Consider the following 17,036-nt stretch of genomic DNA (forward strand, 5'->3'; position numbering starts at 1 on the left):
GCTATGCTCCGGCGTATCCTCTGCGATATGACCAACTCAACGTCTGGCGACAACACCCCCAACACTCCCGCCACTGAAGTCCTGGACACCAACGAATGCTGGGAACTCCTCCGTGGAGTTTCAGTGGGCCGGCTTGCCGTGTGGGTGGACAACCACCCGGACATCTTTCCGGTGAATTACAAAGTGGACCACGGGACCATGGTCTTCCGCACGGGGGAGGGCACCAAGCTTCATGCAGCCCTTGGTGATGCTCCTGTTGCGATCGAGGCTGACGGTGTCGATGCGCAAACCGGAGTGGCCTGGAGCGTGGTGATCAAGGGGCAGGCTTCCGCCGTGAAGCTGACGCAGGACGTGCTGGATACCATCGGCCTGCTGCTGTTTCCCTGGGAAGCGGGGCAAAAGGACCAGTTCATCCGCATTGTTCCATCGGACGTGTCCGGGCGTCGTTTCAAGGTGACGCCTCCTGCAACCTGGTGGACGCCACTGGATGACGCGCCCACAGCCAGGAGCGAGTAGCGCTTAACGCCGAAACCCGCTCTGTCCGCGCTCAGACCGTTGTACGGTCGGGAGCTCGGACACGAGCGGGTTTCGTAGCAGTTAGAGCAGTTCCAGTTGGTCGGCCACCACCTTGCCGGCGTGGATCACCGTGCGGTCCTTTCCACGGTCCATGACTGTGGAAGCTACAGTCTCGCCGTCCACCAGAAGCAGCTCGGCCGGATCTCCGACGTCGACGCCGGGACGGTGGGCAGTGTCCTTCAGCCTGGTAGCGCCGGGGTCAAGTATGCTCGCCCCACCGATGGTGGCGATCGCCAGGCAATGCTCGATTAACTCGTCCTTGCGGAAGCCATGGGTGAATGCGAGCTGCCAGGTGCGGTCCAGCATGTCCGTGTTGCCATAGGGGGACCAGTAGTCGCGCTGGCCGTCCTCGCCCAATCCATAACGCACCCCGGCCTCTGTCAGGAGCGGGATGGGCAGTTCGCCTGCGGCAGCCGGGGCAACCGAAGCCATGGATACGTCAAGTTCCGCGAAGGCATCAATGAGCCTGCGCGTTGTGGCCTCGTTGACGCTGCCCAGTTGGTAGGCGTGGGACATGGTGACCTTGCCCTGCATACCCAACGCCCGGGTGCGTTCCAGCACGAGGTCGGTGCTGAAGACGCCCAGCTCGCCGGGCTCATGGAGGTGGATGTCGATTGGCACCTGGTACTTCTCAGCCAGGCCGAACACGATGTCCAGGTGTTTCGCCGGATCCCGGTCCAAGGTGCACGGATCAATCCCGCCCATGACGTTGGCACCCGCCTTCAGCGCCTCCTCCATGAGCTCCACCGTCCCCTCTTCAAGCAACAATCCAGCCTGCGGGAACGCGATGATATCCACGGAAGCCTGACCGGCGAACTTCTCCTTGGCAGCAGCAACGGCGTCGAAACGCTCCAGCCGGCAGTCCACATCCACCTGCGCATAAGAACGAACACGCGTCGTGCCACGGGCGATCATCCGGCCCAGGGTGTCATTGACGCGGTCCTGCAGGGGGACTTCGGCGTTGCGCCAGTTGAGGCGGTCGTTCATCATCATGGTCCACACACCCGGACCGCCGGTGTGCTCGCGGAACGGCAGGCCGATCCGGGTGGAATCCAGGTGCACGTGGACATCGGAGAAGGCCGGCAGCAGGAGGCGTCCACGGCCTTCCACAACGGTCACGCCATCTGGAACGACGCGCTCAGGGTCATGAGGCTCGACGGCGGTGATCTTGCCGCCTGCTTCGCCCGCCGCAAGGGTGACGTCGCTGAGCGCGTTCCCCCAAGGACGGACGGCGCGGATCAGGGTATTCAATGGATGCTCCTTTACTCGTGAATCTGTTGCCTGCATCTATTGCACGCCGGCCAGGACCGTTGCTGCCATACCTGTGTGGTGGCAGGCGGGCGCAGCCGGCTGGGCAGGCGTGGGAATCTGGTTGATGCAGCGTTGGCGCTGTTCCTCGGGAAGAGAGCTGATCAGCGGACAGCGGGTCCGGAAGACGCAACCGCTGGGCGGATTGGCCGGTGATGGGAGGTCTCCCCGGAACCGGATCTTCACTTGCTCGCGTGATGCGCGGGGATCCGGCAGGGGAACTGCAGAGAGCAAGGCCTTGGTGTAGGGGTGCAGCGGGTTCTGGAAGAGCTCATCCCGGGGCCCCTGTTCCACGATCTTGCCCAGGTACATCACGGCAACGTCATGGGAAATGTGCCGGACCACGGAGAGGTCGTGGGCAATGAAGATGTAGGAAACGCCGGTGTCGCGCTGGATTTGTTGCAGGAGGTTCACTACCTGCGCCTGCACGGAGACGTCCAGCGCGGAGACGGGCTCGTCGCAAACAATTACCGACGGGTTGAGGGAGATGGCCCGGGCAATTCCGACGCGTTGCCGCTGCCCACCGGAAAACTCGTGCGGGAACCGGTTGTAGTGCTCAGGTTTGAGCCCCACTTGGTCAAGGAGTTCCTTGACCCGGTTCTTCAGGCCGCCTTGCGGATTGATCTTCTGCGCAACCATGGGAGCTGCAATCGCTGTGCCCACTGTCTGCCTCGGGTTCAGGGAGGCGAAGGGGTCCTGGAAGATCATCTGGACCTTGCGCCGGAAGTTGTACAGGTCCTTGCGGCGCAGCTGGCTGATGTCGGTGCCATCCACCATGATCCGCCCGCCCGTCGGGTCCATAAGCCGTGCCACCATGCGTCCCGTGGTCGACTTCCCGCAACCGGACTCACCCACGAGTCCCAAAGTCTGGCCTCGAGCGAGACTGAAGGAGACGCCGTCGACCGCTTTGACCGATCGCTTGGGAGCCCCCGGCAGGAGGCCGCCCTTGAGCGGAAAGTGCTTCTGGAGGTTCTCCACCTGGAGAATTGGTTGATGTTCCATGGCGGGTCCTAACGCGAATTCCGGATGGTAATAATCTGCGGCCCGCTCAGGTGGCAGCGCTTGCCATGCCCGTCGTCCACCGTAAACTCAGGCCTCTGCTTGGCGCAGACGCCGTCGCCCACGAGTTCGGCGTACTGGCACCTGGCGCTGAAGATGCAGCCTTTGGGCAGGTCAAGGAGCGACGGCGGCTGGCCGGGTATGGGGTTCAGCTGGCTCGCGGAGCCGTTCAGGGTGGGCATCGAATTGAGCAGGCCCAAAGTGTAGGGGTGCCGGGTGTCGTAGAAGATCTCGTCCACGGGACCCGATTCGACACACTGGCCGCCATACATCACCAGGACGTCGTCGCAGATTTCGGCCACGACGCCGAGGTCGTGCGTGATGAGGATGAGCGCGGAATTGGTTTCCTCCTGCAGCTCTGACATGAGGTCCAGGATCTGGGCCTGGACTGTTACGTCCAACGCGGTGGTAGGTTCGTCAGCGATCAGCAGTTCCGGTTCACAGATCAGTGCCATGGCGATCATGGCCCTTTGGCGCATGCCGCCGGAGAAATGGTGCGGGTATTCATCGAAGCGCTGCTCGGGACTGGGGATACCCACCCTTCCCAGCATGTCGACGGCGGCTCTCCGGGCCTGCTTTTTGCTTGCCTTGTTATGGACGAGGTAGGCCTCGGCGATCTGGTGTCCCACGGTATAGAAGGGATGGAGCGCCGAAAGAGGATCCTGGAAGATCATGCCGATGTTGCGGCCACGGAGTTGGCGCATGGCGGATTCGGGCAGCGTGACAAGGTCCTTGCCCTGGAACATTGCCTGTCCGGTGACGTGGGCCGAGGTGCCCTTAAGGAGGCCCATGAGGGCTTGGCTGGTGACGGATTTTCCTGAGCCGGACTCGCCCACGATGCCAAGGGTCTTGCCGCGCTCCAGGGTGAAATCCATCCCGTTAACGGCGGAGACCAGACCGTCATCCGTGGGGAACTTCACGGAGAGGTTTCGGACGTCCAGGAAGGGGGCGGTGGCCGTGGCGCCCGCTGGGCGGCGGGCAGGGGATGACGTCAGTGGTGTGTGGGTCATTGGAGCCTCACTCGGGGATCGATGGCGGCGTAGGCAAGGTCCACCAGAACATTGGCGACGATGACGAAGAACGCGGCCAGCATGGTGATGGCCATGGTTACCGGCAGGTCACCCGAGATTGCGGCGTGCACGGCAGTGAATCCCAGGCCGGGGACAGAGAAAATCTGCTCGGTAAGGACGGCGCCTCCCAGGAGCAAGCCGATGTCCATGCCAAGCATGGTGACAACAGGTGTGATCCCGGCACGGACGCCGTGCTTGAACGTGACGGTCCGGGGGGCCAGGCCCTTGGCGCGGGCAGTGCGGATGAAGTCCTCGCCGAATGTCTCGATCATGTTGGTCCGGGTGACGCGGATGTAGGAGGCGCTGAACAGGACGGCCAACGCAATCCATGGCAGCAGGTAGTTCGCCACCCACGCGCCCGGCCCGTGTGGACCAAAGGGGCTATTGATCTCGTTGGTCGTGAACGGCAGAAGGTGCAGCTGGTTGACGAAGAGAAGCAGCAGGAAAAGGCCCGTCACCGGGATGGGCAGCGATACGCCCACCGAGGCCGCGCCGACGATGAACTTGTCCACGGGCGAGCCCTTGCGCAGCGCAGCGAGCAGGCCCAAGCCGACGCCGGTAATGGTCCACAGGATGAGGGCCCCAATGGCCATGGAGAACGTGTACGGGAGCGAGCGGGCGATGATGTCCGCAACGCTCTCATTGGTCTGGAAAGACTTGCCCAAGCATGGCCATTCACAGAGCGTCTGGGCTCCGGGCGCACCAATCATGCGCGGTGAGAAAAGGCCGCGCATGTAGTCGATGTACTGGATAAAGAAGGGCTGGTCCATGCCCAGGGCAACGCGGGCCTCGGCCACGCGTTCGGGGGTGCATTCCTGTCCGCAGGCGGCGGCCGCGGGGTCGGAGGGGCCAAGCTGGAAGAGCGTGAAAGTGATGAAACTGACTGCGGCGAGCAGCAGGACCAACGGTCCGGTCCTGCGAAGAATAAAAGTCATCATTGTGGTGGGTGCGGGGCCGCCTGCTGGAGCAGGCGGCCCCGCTTCTCCTTCTGGACTATGGCGATGTGTTGTCGAAGCCCGGTTAGTGCTCGACGCCGACGATCGAGAGGTCGATGCCGCCGAAGAAGTAGCCCACCTGGGCGTCACGGACGTTGGATCCCACCACGCTGTTGGTGTGGCTGCGGATGAGCGGGACGATCGGATACGTCTTCAGGGCCGTACCGAACGCCTCGGACCACTTCTTGCCCAGCTCTTCAGAAGTACCGTCCGTGTTGCGCAGATCGAACATCGTCTTGGAAACTACGGGATCGAAGTAGCGGGAGGTGTTGGAGAAGCCATAGCTGGTTCCTTCATTGTTCGGTCCCAGCAATGGGTCCGCTGACGTACGGACGGAGGCCGGATCGGCACCACCGCACCAACCCGAGCGGCCCATGTCAGGAAGCTGTTCGCTGGCCAGGACCGAGTAGTAGTTCGGCGCGGGGATGGCCACCAGCTCAACATCGATGCCCAGGGCCTTCAGGTTTTGCTGGACTACGGTGCCGGTGTTCTTGAAGGCATCGCGATTGTTGGCGTAGCCGTATGTGAGGGACTTGGGGTAGTCCTTGCCTTCAAGGAGCTTCTTGGCTTCCTCCAGCTTGGGCTTGCCGGCAGGATCCAGCTCCAGCTCAGTCTCGACGTAACCACGCATCTTGGAGTTCAGCGGGCTCTGGGTGATCTCGCCAAAGCGTCGTCCACCGTACTGCACCAGGATGGATTGGCGGTCCAAGGCCAGGGCGATTGCCTTGCGGACGTCCGGGTCCTTGATCTTTTCCGTGTTCAGGCTGAGGACATCGTTGCAGCCCAGAAGGCCGGATGCGACGCGATCCTTTACCTTGGCATCGGCCAGCTTGGCGGAATCCGAGGTCTGGAGAGCGCCGTTGGAATCGAGGGTGATGGCATTTGGATCCGAGTCAGCCAACAGCTGCTGGCTGATGGTGGCTTGCGAGGTAGAGAGGGAGAAGCTGAACGTGTCCGGAAGGGCAGTGCGGTTGGAGTCCGTAGCGGGATCCCAGTGCGGGTTGCGGACCAACTTCAATGACTTGCCACGGTTGTACGACTCCACCATGTACGGCCCCGAAGACACCGGGTGGTTGGTGTAGTCCAGCTTGGTGTCCTTGGCCTTCGGGACCGGGGCTGTATTGGAACGGGATGCCAGGGCCGGGAACTCCGCGAAAGGCTTCTTCAAGTGGAAGATGATGGTGCGGTCATCCGGCGTTTCCACCGCCTTGAGCACAGCGGAAGGATCCTTGTACGGCCCCTTGTACCCGCCGGCGTCGAGCGCTGAATTCAACTCCTGCGGCGCCTGGGTGAAGACATCCTGTGCGAAGGTGCGTTCCACGCCGTACTTGATATCGGCGGAGGTGATGGGTGTGCCGTCCTCAAACTTCACGCCTTCCTTGAGCGTGAACGTCCAGCTGAGGCCATCGTCGGAGACTTTGCCGGTGTCCGTCGCGAGGTCGGGGACCACTGTTGGTGGTTGGCCCGCGGTTTCCTTGGCCATGGTGAGGGTCCGGTAGTACAGCTGGCCCACATTGGCGGTCTGGACGTAGTTGCTGTTGCCGGGATCCAGGGTCTGGAAGTCCGAGGACATCAGGACGTTGAGGTTGCCGCCCTTGGTGTTGAAGCCGGACTTCACCACCACTGGTGCCAACTCCGTGACCGATTCTGCGGACTTGGTGTTGCCGGGCTGGTTCTGGCCAGCGGCGCAGCCTGTTGCGGCCATGGCAATCAGCACGGAAAGCGCCAGTGCTCTCGTGGGGGTTTTCATGATGCTCCTCTTGAAGGGGTTGGGTGGAGGGAGATGTTGGAAGTTAGTGGCGGGAAGCCTTGGGGTCCAGCGCGTCCCGGACGGCGTCGCCCAGGAGGTTGAACGCCAGGACGGTGACGATGAGCATGACGCCAGGCACGGCCAGGAACCATGGATCGCTGAGGTACCAGTTGCCGGATTGCGCGGCGTTCAGCATCTGGCCCCACGACGGTGTGGGGTCCTTGACGCCGACGCCCAGGAAGGAGAGGGCTGCTTCAGCAGAAATGTTGGTGGGGATCAACATGGTGGCGTACACCAGGACGACTCCCATGACGTTGGGGATGATCTGGCGGAACAAGACACTCAGGTGGGAAGCCCCGAAGGAACGGGCCGCTTCGACGAATTCGCGCTCGCGGAGGCTCAGCACCTGGCCTCGGACGATTCGGGCCAGATAAGCCCAGCCGAAGAATCCGAGGATGATCACCAGCGAGGCCATGGGCAGGAAGCTGCCTTCACCCAGCGGCGTGTCCCGGAGGCGCGACTGCAGGATGGGCGTCAGTGAGAGCACTAGTAGAAGGTGCGGAAAGGCAAGGAACAGATCCATGATGCGGCTGATGATGGCATCGGTCTTGCCACCGAAGTAGCCAGCGGCTGCACCGAGCACTGTTCCCAGAACTACGGAAACGGCAGTGGACAGCAGTGCGATTGTGAGGGAAACCTGGCCACCGTAGGCAAGCCGGGCGAACAGGTCGCGGCCCAGGCCGGGTTCGACGCCCAACCAGTGCTCGGCCGATGGATACATGTAGCCGGGGAGCGGCAGGCCAGGCGTCTGGAAGTCGTCCAATACTTCGGGGCTGGTGTTGGACGTGAAGGGGTCATTGCCGGACATCGCGCTGAGTACGGGGGCAAGGATGGCGAACAGCATGATGGCCACCACGACGCACAGGCTCAGGAGTGCGATCTTGCTCCGCCGGATCCTCATCCACGCCGTGGCGAGCAGCGAGCGCGCCTCGGCGGTGGCTGCTTTGCCCTCTGGCGAGGTTGCCGGAGTGGGCGGCGGACTGCCGGTATTCGGTTCGATGGACTGTAGCTGGGTCAACGGTTGTGCTCGTTTCATGATCCAGGGAGCTGACTCCGCGATTCTTGTATACCAAACTAGATTAGATCAGGATTGATGCGATGTAAATCACAAATAATGTACTGTTTGGAATACCAGATAGCTATTTTGTTCGAGCAAAGGAGTGCACGTGCCCATCAAGGCAACTGCCCGCTACGTCCTGGGGCACAACAACGGGCAACACGTGCTGCTCGAGGATGCCTGCGTCGTCTACAGCGGCGACACCATTGAATACGTCGGGCACAACTACACAGGTCCCGTAGACGAGGAACTCAACCTCGGTGACGCACTGCTGATGCCAGGCCTGATCGACCTCGATGCCCTGACCGACATCGACCACCTCATCCTCGACAGCTGGGCAGGGCCGGAGCAGGCAAAGGGACACCAATGGTCCGAGGACTACTTCCGCAACGCCCGGGCCGACGTCTTTACCGCCGAGGAACGCCAACAGATCCGTGAGTACGCCCTCATCCAACTGGTCCTGCACGGCATCACCACCTACATGCCCATTGCGTCGGAGGTCCATTCCGAGTGGGCGGAGTCTTTCGAGGAACTCGTGGGTATGGCGGAGAGCAGCCGACGGCTGGGCTTGCGTGGCTACCTTGGGCCCGCATACCGCTCGGGCGTGAATGTCGTGTTGGAGAACGGCCAACGCTCGGTCATGTTCGACGTCGACCGCGGCCGTGAGGGGCTCGCGGACGCCTTGCGCTTCATTGACCATGCGACGGAGCTGAACGACCCGCTAATCAGCGGCGTCCTGCTCCCGTGCCGCATCGAGACCCTGGACATCGAACTGCTCAAAGCCACGGCGGCCGCTTCGGAAGAGCGGGACGTCCTGGTTCGCCTGCACTCCCTCCAGGGACTCGTGGAAAGGAAGCTCATCCTGGACCGGCATGGAGTCACGCCCCTGGAGCTCCTGGACCAAGTGGGCATGCTCAACGAACGTTTGCTGATCCCGCATGCCACCTACACTGACCGCAACCCAGCCGTGTTCGGAGAGGACCGCGGCGACCTCGCCCGGCTGGCAGACAGCGGCGCCAGCATCATCCACTGCCCGCTGACATCCATGCGCTATGGCAGCACCTTGGATTCCTTCAACGCATACAAGGCAGCAGGTATCAATATCTCGTTGGGCACCGACTCCTTCCCGCCGGACCTGGTCCGGGGCATCGACGCAGGCGTGCAGCTGGGCAAGATCCTGGCAGGCAACAACGACGCCGGCGACCTCGCCGGATACTTCGACGCCGCCACCCTCGGAGGAGCCCGGGCACTGCGACGAACCGATCTGGGCCGGTTGGAGCCCGGGGCCCAGGCAGACATGGTGGCCTTCTCCCTGGGAGACATCCGGGACGGGGTTCACGAAGACCCGCTAAGGACACTCACGCTCAACGGAACAGCCCGCCAGGCAGTGCTTTCAGTGGTGGCCGGCCGGACCATCATGGCCGATGGTCTCATAGAGGGAGTGGACCTGGATTACTGGCGGGCGAAGGCCCAGGAACTCTTCACCAGGATGCGCAACGCCTACACACTCAGGGATGCCCTGAACCGCCCCTCCGACGAGCTGTTTCCACCCGTGTATGCTCGGTTGGAACGCTGACCGGCGCCGGCCGGCGAATGGAGCGGACGCTGGCATGAAGGGAAGTTTGACAGTGGCTGAGGCGATGCCGGAGACGGGAAATGGCCGCGATGACGAAGCCCGTGCGGAGCACGTCTACCAACTTGTGTTGGAGGGAATCGTCACGGGCACCTTCGCACAGGGTGGGCGCCTGCGTGAACGGGAACTCTCCGAGATGTACGGCGTCTCCCGGATCCCCGTCCGCGAAGCCATTCAACGCCTGGAGAAGGACGGCTTCGTGGCCACCTTCCCGCGCCGCGGCGCCGTGGTCCGGCAACTCACGCTCACCGACGTCAACGAGCTCTTCGACGTTCGCCTTTGCCTGGAAACGTTCGCCGCGAGGATGGCTGCCACCCGCGTTGCCGAAGGCCATTCAAGCGGCAGGCTCGAGGAACTGATGGAAGCCTCCAACGCCGCCATCGACGAGGATCGCGCAGACGACGTCGCGCTGATCAGTGCCGAGCTCCACGCCGAGATCGTCCGTCTGTCCGGCAACAGGCTGCTCATCGAGTCCGTGCAGCCGCTCTTTGGCCGCATGCGCTGGATCTTCGGACTGGCCCACAACCGCAGCAATGAGCTCCAACGGGACGAGCACAAAGAGCTCTGCAACGCCATCCTGAAAGGCCGGCCGGACCTGGCGTACTCGCTGGCGTACACGCACATCGAGCTCGGCCGGGAGCCGGTCCTGGCCGGTCTTGCCGAGACCCTGGAACCCTGAGTTAGTCGTCCGCGTCCGGGTACTCATCCACTTCGTCGTACCGGCCTGACTCCTCCACCTCAACCTCAAGAATCTTGAGCATCTCGGTGTCCGGGTTCAACATGATGGCGGCCTCATCCCTGCGGTGCTGCAGCACAGTGTCCAGGTAGGACTGCACAGTCTCAGCCAGCGGGATGTAGCGATCCTGCTTCTGGCTCATGTACCAGCGGTGCTCCAGGACCTCGTGCACTACTTCAGCCGGTTCCAGCTTGCCGGCAAGGTGCCTGGGGATGGACCGCACGATCGGCTCGAAGATCTGGCTGACCCATGCGTGGGCGCTGATTTCCTCATCCAGCTCAGGGTTGTTGTCTGCCCTGAACTGGTCCATATCGTTCAGCAGCCTCCGGGCCCTGGTTCTCCTGGGCATCCAACCCGGTAAGCCGCAGCAAGCGCCTTTGGTGATGGCCGGCGTCGACGACTTTTGGCTGCAGCTGGATGGTTGAACCATCCGCCGTGGTCTTGATGGCATATTCCTCGACGTCGAAGCCGAGCTCATTGAGCCGGCGGATGCGGGCGCCAACGCGCCAGCGCTCGCCGAGCTCGAAGGATTCCTTCTCCGTCAGCTCAGCCCATAGCCTGCGGTAACTGTCCATGATGAGTTCACTGGTAGCCACGGGATCGACCTTTTCCTCGATGAGCCCGCCATCCAGGAGGTCCATCAGTTCGCCGGCGATGTTGACGCGGGCAATCTCGAGATCGTACTCGCGCTGGCCCATGGACAGGTCCGGGTAAAGCTCGCCGGTTTCGGCATCCACAAGGTACGCAGCGAACGCGCCCGCGTCACGACGGAACAGCGTGTTGGAAAGCGAGACATCTCCCCAATAGAAGCCAATGAGGTGCAGGCGGACAAGCAGCAACGCCTGGGCGTCGATGAGACGCGTTAACGTGTCCTTCCGGAGCATCTGCGAGAAAAGCGCCCGGTACGGCATGGAGAACTTCAGATGCCGGGTGACCAGCACCGGGTTCAGCGGTTTGCCGTCCGCGGTGGTGCGGCCGGTGATGACAGCAACCGGCTCCACGCAGGGAACGTCCAGCCGGGCCAGCTTCCGCAGCATGTGGTATTCGTGGCGGGCGACGTGCTCCGAAGTTTCCTTGATGGCAATGACCGATCCACCCAAGTGCGCGAAACGCACGATGTGCCGGGAAATACCGCGGGGGAGGGCGGCGAGGTTCTCGGCCGGCCAGTCCTCAAGCGCAATGTGCCACGGCAGGTCCAACAACTCCGGATCCGCCGCGGCGGCAGTGATGTTAAGGGAACCGATAACGCTGGCCGGTGGTGCTGTGTCCTGCGCGCTGGCCGCCTCAGTCCGGGGGAGCTTGCCGATCTGCCCGTAGTCGGTCGGTTCGTCGTGCCACTGGGCTCCGTTTTGCTCGCTCATGCCTCAATTGTTCCGTACTCGCCGGTGTTGGCGTTCATTACTGGGGGAAAGGGAGATTCGGGCATCGCGGACCACTGGACGTCCGGTGCTGCCTGGAAGGTGACGCCCTGCCTTGTGAGGCGCTCACCCAAGGCGCCAAGCCGACGTCGGAAGTCACCAAGGTCCCGCGCGTCCTGGGCCGACCACGCCACTTCCGCCAGGGAAACTACCCTGGGGTATAGAAGCCAGTAGGCCTGCTGGTTGTTGCGGACCGTCTCCGTCCACAACGGGCCTTCGACGCCCAGGATCCTGTCATCTTGCAGGCCCCCTTGGGCGGGATTCCAGTCGTAGTACTCGGCCCACGTGAACGGCCCACCGTCCACCCACTCAAGGCCGACGGGACTCGTTGCTTCATACTTCTGGTCCAGGTACGTGTTTGCCGCAGGGGACATGATCATCAAGGACCCCGTGGACTCTGCCTTCTGAACCAAAGGGGGGAGGTCGCCAAACCAATACTGCACGACGTCGCCCTCACGGAGGTCCACGGCGGCGTACTCGTTCCAACCCACCACTTTCTTGCCGGTTTCATCGGCGATGCGGACGAACTCCTGCGTCATGCTGACGTAATGCTCGTGATCCGTTACCAACGCTTCGTCACCCCCGATGTGCAGGTAGGGGCCGATGGTCATGGCTGCCAATTGTTCAAGGACTTCCCTGACAAACTCATACGTCACAGGAAGGGCTGCAACCAGCGTCGACCAGCCCACTGCTGCCGAGGTACTCATGCTTGCCGCATGGCCGTCCGGGTTGAGCTGCGGTATGGCTGCAAGGGCCGCATTGACGTGGCCTGGCAGATCGATTTCGGGGACCACCAGCACGTTCCTGGCAGCGGCGTATTCCTGGATCTCCCTGAAGTTCTGCTGGGTATAGAACCCCTCCCGGCCGCGGACTGGTGCCGCAGTGGGGAACTCCACCGCGCCTGCTCCGCCGATTTCCGTGAGCTTGCCATAATCCAGGCCCGATGGATTTTCCTTGGGCGTTCGGATCTCGATACGCCAAGCTTGGTCATCCGTCAGGTGCAGATGCAGGGCATTGAGCTTGAACTGGGTCATGACATCTATCTGCTCCTTCACCTCTTCGACCGTGAAAAAGTTCCGGGCGACGTCGAGCATGAGTCCGCGATAGGTGAACCTGGGCGCGTCCTTAATCACGACGGCGGGAATCACCCAGGTGCCGCCGGTCCCGTTGTTTGAATCCGTGCTGTTCGAATCCGTGTTGTTCGTATCGTCTTCACCGGTGAGGGAGTGTTCAATGGCAGGCGGGAACAACTGGCGGAGCGTTTGGACTGCGTTGAAGAGGCCAGCGGGGGTTGTTGCCGCGAGGCGTGCACCGGCATCGGTGACAGTCAGCTGATAAGCCTCCGGACCGCCGTCGAGCGTTTCCACGAACTCCAGGGCGATGTCGCCGGCGTCGGCTGTCCCGACGACGGGAAGAGCGAAACCTGTGCCGCGGCGAAGCAGCACCGCCAGCTGCTCCGCGACCGGGACTGCTGCCTCGCTTGCCGCGATCCGGGCCGTAGGGGCAAGCGTGAAGGCCTGACCGTCCGATGGCGCGACGTGTACGGGTCGGGGGATCAGGTTGTCCGTGGTGTTCATGCCGTTCCTTCTGCGGAAAGGTTAACGCGAGAGCGGCCCGACCGGAAGGGGTCGGGCCGCTGTCACAGTGCGGATACTTCTGGTGGCTGGCCCCACGCCGGCAGGGTTCCCTGGCCGAAGCGGAGCGAGGTTAGGGTGCCGGTGGGGATTAGTCGCCCAGGCGCAGGCCGGTCTTGGTGTCGAACAGGTGCACGTGGCCGGACTGCGGACGAACGAAGATGGACTCGCCCTTCATCGGGGGGCGGCGGCCGTCAACGCGGGCAACGATGTCGTGGCTCTTGCCATCCAGGATGGTGTGGCCGTAGACGTAGGCATCGGCGCCGAGTTCTTCGACGACGTCAACCTCAACCTGAAGGCCTTCGCCGTTGCCGACCGTCTCGAGGTCTTCCGGGCGTGAACCAACAGTAACCGTCTGTCCGTGTGCTTCTTCGAGGACGTCGCGCTTGACCGGGTAAACCGTGCCACCGAACTGGACGCCGCCGTCGACGACCGGCAGTTCCAGCAGGTTCATGGCGGGGGAGCCGATGAAGCCTGCAACGAAGACGTTCTGCGGGCGGTCGTAAAGGTTGCGCGGGGTGTCAACCTGCTGGAGCAGGCCGTCCTTGAGGACTGCGACGCGGTCACCCATGGTCATTGCCTCAACTTGGTCGTGCGTCACGTAAACCGTGGTGACGCCGAGGCGGCGGGTCAGGGACGCGATCTGCGTACGGGTCTGGACACGGAGCTTGGCGTCAAGGTTGGAAAGGGGCTCGTCCATGAGGAAGACCTGGGGATTACGGACGATTGCACGGCCCATGGCAACACGCTGGCGCTGACCACCGGAGAGTGCCTTCGGCTTGCGGTCCAGGTACTGCTCGAGGTCAAGAAGCTTGGCGGCTTCGCGAACACGCTCGGCGCGCTCTTCCTTGGAGACGCCTGCAATCTTCAGCGCGAAGCCCATGTTGTCCGCAACAGTCATGTGCGGGTACAGAGCGTAGTTCTGGAAGACCATTGCGATGTCGCGGTCCTTCGGCGGAACATCCGTGACGTCGCGGTCACCGATCAGAATGCGGCCGGCGTTCACATCCTCAAGACCTGCGAGCATGCGCAGGGAGGTGGACTTACCGCAACCGGAGGGTCCAACGAGGACCAGGAATTCGCCATCGGCGATGTCGATGTTGAGTTTATCGACGGCGGGCTTATCTGTGCCCGGGTACAGACGCGTAGCGTTATCAAAAGTAACTGTAGCCACAGTTATCAATCCCTTCACCGGCAGGTACGTGCCGGACGATCCGTTGTGAATGGTTCATTTTCTTCAGTTGAACTCCCCGGCCATTGGCCGGGGAGGATCGTGTGACGTCGCACGGTACTGTGCGTCACATCACGTTCAAGAGTATGTCAGACTTTTGGATTTACTGCGCAAATGTTACGAACGTCACATGTGACGTTGGTCCCGCTAATGCTTCCGCGGTGACGGGATCATGCTTCCGCGGTGACGCGGCGGCGCTCCCGCAGGAGTGCTTCCAGCAGTTCCGCAACCTGCACCGGGGCTTCCACCCGGTACTCGGCCTGGGTGAAATCCAAGCCCACCTTGATGCCGACGTCGTCGCCCATCAGCCGGCCCAAGGCGTCCTCATCGGTCACGTCGTCGCCGGCGAACAGAATGGCCGTGGCGCCGGTCGCTTGACGGAGGAACTCCACTGCCTCGCCCTTGGACGCCTTGACAACGGACGTCTCCAGCACGCGTTTGCCGGTTTTTACGTACACGCCAGGATGTTCGCGCAGAACCCGCGTGGCGGCCTCGACTGCATCTTCCGCAACGTCGTCGTCGGCAAGCCGTGTGTGAAGGACGACTCCGGCGGGTTTGTCCTCGAGCAACGTCCCTGGCGCGATATCGACGATGCCGGCCAGGACGTCGCGTACTGAAGCGAGCCGTGCACGTTGTTCGTCATCCAACTCCAGGCCCACGGACCCTTCGCCCAGCCATACCTCCGCGCCGTGGCTGCCAATCAGCAACGTGTTCACAGGAGGCGAGGCGACCAGGCGCAAACTGTCCAGGGCGCGTCCCGAGATGAGTGCCGTCGTCGTGCGCGGCAGTTCAGCAAGGGCGTCCAAAGCCGCAGCGGATCGCGGAAGGGGCCGGGCGTCACCAGCATGGTCCACGATTGGGGAGAGGGTGCCGTCGAAGTCCAAGGCCACCAGGAGATGGTCCGTGCCAGCGATACGCCGGATGGCGTCCAACAGTTCCGGGGACAAAGACAGGGGCGTCTGCTCAGCTGTCATCGCGCACCACCTTCTCCTCGAGGGCGGCCAGGAACTCCGCCGACCAATGATCGACGTCGTGGTCCAGGATCTGCTTCCGCATCAGCTTCATGCGGCGGCGGGCTTCCTTGGGGGAGAGGTTAACGGCCCGGAGAATGGCCGACTTAAGGCCATCGATGTCATGCGGGTTGATCAGCAGCGCCTGCTTCAATTGGTCGGCAGCGCCGGCGAACTCACTCAGGACCAGCGCGCCGTCGTCCTCGGAACGGGCCGTCACGTATTCCTTGGCCACCAGGTTCATGCCGTCGCGCAGCGCCGTGACCAGCATGACGTCCGCGGCGAGGTACAGCGCCACCATTTCCTCAACGGGGTAGCTGTGGTGCAGGTAGCGGACTGCAGTGTTCTGGATGGTGTCGTAGGTGCCATTGATATGGCCGACGGTGCCCTCGATTTCTTCACGCAGAAGCCGGTACTGCTCCACGCGTTCCCGGCTGGGGCTCGCTACCTGGATCAGGGTGGCGTCCTCCACCTTGATGCTGCCCTCACGCAGGAGTTCCTCGAAGGCCTTCAGGCGGTGGCCGATGCCCTTGGTGTAGTCCAGGCGGTCCACGCCAAGAAGGATGGTCTTCGGGTTGCCCAGGTCCTTGCGGATCTGCTTGGCCCTCTCGATGATGTCCGGCCTTCCGGCCAGCTCCCGGATCTGGTCCACATCGATGGAAATAGGGAAGGCCTGCGCCCGGGCAATGTGGGTGACCTCGCCGTCCGGGCCCTTCACATGCACTTGCTGCTGCTTGACGCTGGCGCCCAGGAAGCGGCGGGCAGAGCGCATGAAGTTGCCGGCATCGCTGGGACGCTGGAAGCCCAGCAGGTCCGCACCCAGCAGGCCATCAATGATCTCGCGGCGCCACGGCAGCTGGGCGAAGATCTCCGGAGGCGGGAAGGGAATGTGGTTGAAGAAGCCGATCTTCAGGTCCGGCCGTGCCTCGCGGAGCATGCGGGGAACCAACTGGAGCTGGTAGTCCTGGACCCACACCGTCGCGCCGTCAGCGGCATGGCGGATGACGGCGTCGGCGAACTTCTTATTTACCTGGCGGTACGAATCCCACCACGTGCGGTGGAATTCCGGCGGGGCGATGACATCGTGATACAGCGGCCAGATGGTCGCATTGGAGAAGCCCTCGTAGTACAGCTCGACGTCGTGGCTGCTCAACTGGACCGGGACAAGATCCATCGCTTCGTGGCTGAAAGGGCGCACGGTTTCATCCGGGGCGCCATGCCAGCCCACCCACGCGCCGTCGGACTTTGTCATCATCGGTGCAAGCGCGGTAACCAGGCCGCCCGGTGAGCGTCGCCAGCCCCCGCCACCATCGCCGTCGCCATCGCTGCTGCAGCGATCGACGGGCAGGCGGTTGGACACCACCATGAAGTCGAACTTGCTCGCCGTTGGCTTCCTGGTGGGAGAGGCCCTAACGCCGTCTTCCGTCTTGAGTTTTTCGCTTGCCAAATCCTGCATTACTGCTCCCTGGGGTTGCTGTGACTCACCTCCCAGCCTACCG

The 17,036-nt window shown here is 62.8% G+C and carries 13 protein-coding genes and 1 pseudogene; 3 read left to right on the top strand and 11 right to left on the bottom strand.

The genetic code is table 11. The features are described 5' to 3' along the window. Positions 1–3: 3 nt before the first annotated feature. On the top strand, positions 4–516 hold the full coding sequence (locus LDP01_RS14670; protein ID WP_527249082.1) for a pyridoxamine 5'-phosphate oxidase family protein: 513 nt from the start codon (positions 4–6) through the stop codon (positions 514–516). 81 nt (positions 517–597) lie between these two features. Here LDP01_RS14670 and LDP01_RS14675 read toward each other — a convergent pair whose 3' ends face one another. The 6 genes from LDP01_RS14675 to LDP01_RS14700 form a co-directional block, all read right to left on the bottom strand. Next, positions 598–1,827, bottom strand: coding sequence for an amidohydrolase family protein (locus LDP01_RS14675; protein ID WP_224093548.1), 1,230 nt, complete (start codon positions 1,825–1,827; stop codon positions 598–600). Positions 1,828–1,863: 36 nt separating this feature from the next. Next, positions 1,864–2,886, bottom strand: a complete 1,023-nt coding sequence (locus LDP01_RS14680) for an ABC transporter ATP-binding protein (RefSeq protein WP_224093550.1) — start codon at positions 2,884–2,886, stop codon at positions 1,864–1,866. Positions 2,887–2,894: 8 nt separating this feature from the next. Continuing rightward, entirely contained in the window at positions 2,895–3,953 is a 1,059-nt protein-coding gene (locus tag LDP01_RS14685) for an ABC transporter ATP-binding protein (RefSeq protein WP_224093552.1), read from the bottom strand. Continuing rightward, positions 3,950–4,951 carry an ABC transporter permease gene (locus LDP01_RS14690; protein WP_224093554.1) on the bottom strand — a complete coding sequence of 334 codons (1,002 nt, stop codon included), beginning with the start codon at positions 4,949–4,951 and terminating at the stop codon, positions 3,950–3,952. Before LDP01_RS14690 ends, LDP01_RS14685 begins: the two co-directional genes overlap by 4 nt. Before the next feature lie 82 nt (positions 4,952–5,033). Next, positions 5,034–6,758, bottom strand: coding sequence for an ABC transporter substrate-binding protein (locus LDP01_RS14695; protein WP_224093555.1), 1,725 nt, complete (start codon positions 6,756–6,758; stop codon positions 5,034–5,036). A 43-nt stretch (positions 6,759–6,801) separates the two neighbouring features. Continuing rightward, positions 6,802–7,854, bottom strand: a complete 1,053-nt coding sequence (locus tag LDP01_RS14700) for an ABC transporter permease (protein WP_224093556.1) — start codon at positions 7,852–7,854, stop codon at positions 6,802–6,804. Positions 7,855–7,984: 130 nt separating this feature from the next. Here LDP01_RS14700 and LDP01_RS14705 point away from each other — a divergent pair, with 130 nt between their 5' ends. Both LDP01_RS14705 and LDP01_RS14710 read left to right on the top strand, forming a co-directional pair. Then, on the top strand, positions 7,985–9,451 hold the full coding sequence (locus LDP01_RS14705) for a chlorohydrolase family protein (protein WP_224093558.1): 1,467 nt from the start codon (positions 7,985–7,987) through the stop codon (positions 9,449–9,451). A gap of 34 nt (positions 9,452–9,485) precedes the next feature. Beyond that, positions 9,486–10,187, top strand: a complete 702-nt coding sequence (locus LDP01_RS14710; protein WP_224093559.1) for a GntR family transcriptional regulator — start codon at positions 9,486–9,488, stop codon at positions 10,185–10,187. Position 10,188: 1 nt separating this feature from the next. Here the strand turns inward: LDP01_RS14710 and LDP01_RS14715 are convergent. The 5 genes and pseudogenes from LDP01_RS14715 to LDP01_RS14735 form a co-directional block, all read right to left on the bottom strand. Then, positions 10,189–11,605: pseudogene (locus LDP01_RS14715) on the bottom strand (DUF4032 domain-containing protein). Then, the gene (locus LDP01_RS14720) at positions 11,602–13,239 is read right to left on the bottom strand and encodes a beta-N-acetylhexosaminidase (protein WP_224093560.1); all 1,638 of its coding nucleotides are present in this window, start codon (positions 13,237–13,239) and stop codon (positions 11,602–11,604) included. Before LDP01_RS14720 ends, LDP01_RS14715 begins: the two are co-directional and overlap by 4 nt. Before the next feature lie 148 nt (positions 13,240–13,387). After that, positions 13,388–14,470 carry an ABC transporter ATP-binding protein gene (locus tag LDP01_RS14725; protein WP_223935952.1) on the bottom strand — a complete coding sequence of 361 codons (1,083 nt, stop codon included), beginning with the start codon at positions 14,468–14,470 and terminating at the stop codon, positions 13,388–13,390. Between the two features lie 227 nt (positions 14,471–14,697). Continuing rightward, positions 14,698–15,501, bottom strand: coding sequence for a trehalose-phosphatase (otsB, locus tag LDP01_RS14730; protein WP_224093562.1), 804 nt, complete (start codon positions 15,499–15,501; stop codon positions 14,698–14,700). Continuing rightward, positions 15,491–16,993 (bottom strand): alpha,alpha-trehalose-phosphate synthase (UDP-forming), encoded by a 1,503-nt coding sequence (locus LDP01_RS14735; protein ID WP_276573611.1) that lies wholly within the window; start codon positions 16,991–16,993, stop codon positions 15,491–15,493. Before LDP01_RS14735 ends, otsB begins: the two co-directional genes overlap by 11 nt. Positions 16,994–17,036 lie beyond the last annotated feature (43 nt).

The organism is Arthrobacter sp. StoSoilB13, assembly GCF_019977255.1.
GTDB lineage: Bacteria > Actinomycetota > Actinomycetes > Actinomycetales > Micrococcaceae > Arthrobacter.

Excerpts from the sequence above, each read along its gene's own strand:
- LDP01_RS14670 (WP_527249082.1), top strand. The coding sequence starts at position 4 with ATGCTCCGGCGTATCCTCTGCGATATGACCAACTCAACGTCTGGCGAC.
- LDP01_RS14680 (WP_224093550.1), bottom strand. The coding sequence starts at position 2,886 with ATGGAACATCAACCAATTCTCCAGGTGGAGAACCTCCAGAAGCACTTT.
- LDP01_RS14685 (WP_224093552.1), bottom strand. The coding sequence starts at position 3,953 with ATGACCCACACACCACTGACGTCATCCCCTGCCCGCCGCCCAGCGGGC.
- LDP01_RS14690 (WP_224093554.1), bottom strand. The coding sequence starts at position 4,951 with ATGATGACTTTTATTCTTCGCAGGACCGGACCGTTGGTCCTGCTGCTC.
- LDP01_RS14695 (WP_224093555.1), bottom strand. The coding sequence starts at position 6,758 with ATGAAAACCCCCACGAGAGCACTGGCGCTTTCCGTGCTGATTGCCATG.
- LDP01_RS14700 (WP_224093556.1), bottom strand. The coding sequence starts at position 7,854 with ATGAAACGAGCACAACCGTTGACCCAGCTACAGTCCATCGAACCGAAT.
- LDP01_RS14710 (WP_224093559.1), top strand. The coding sequence starts at position 9,486 with ATGAAGGGAAGTTTGACAGTGGCTGAGGCGATGCCGGAGACGGGAAAT.
- LDP01_RS14720 (WP_224093560.1), bottom strand. The coding sequence starts at position 13,239 with ATGAACACCACGGACAACCTGATCCCCCGACCCGTACACGTCGCGCCA.
- otsB (WP_224093562.1), bottom strand. The coding sequence starts at position 15,501 with ATGACAGCTGAGCAGACGCCCCTGTCTTTGTCCCCGGAACTGTTGGAC.
- LDP01_RS14735 (WP_276573611.1), bottom strand. The coding sequence starts at position 16,993 with ATGCAGGATTTGGCAAGCGAAAAACTCAAGACGGAAGACGGCGTTAGG.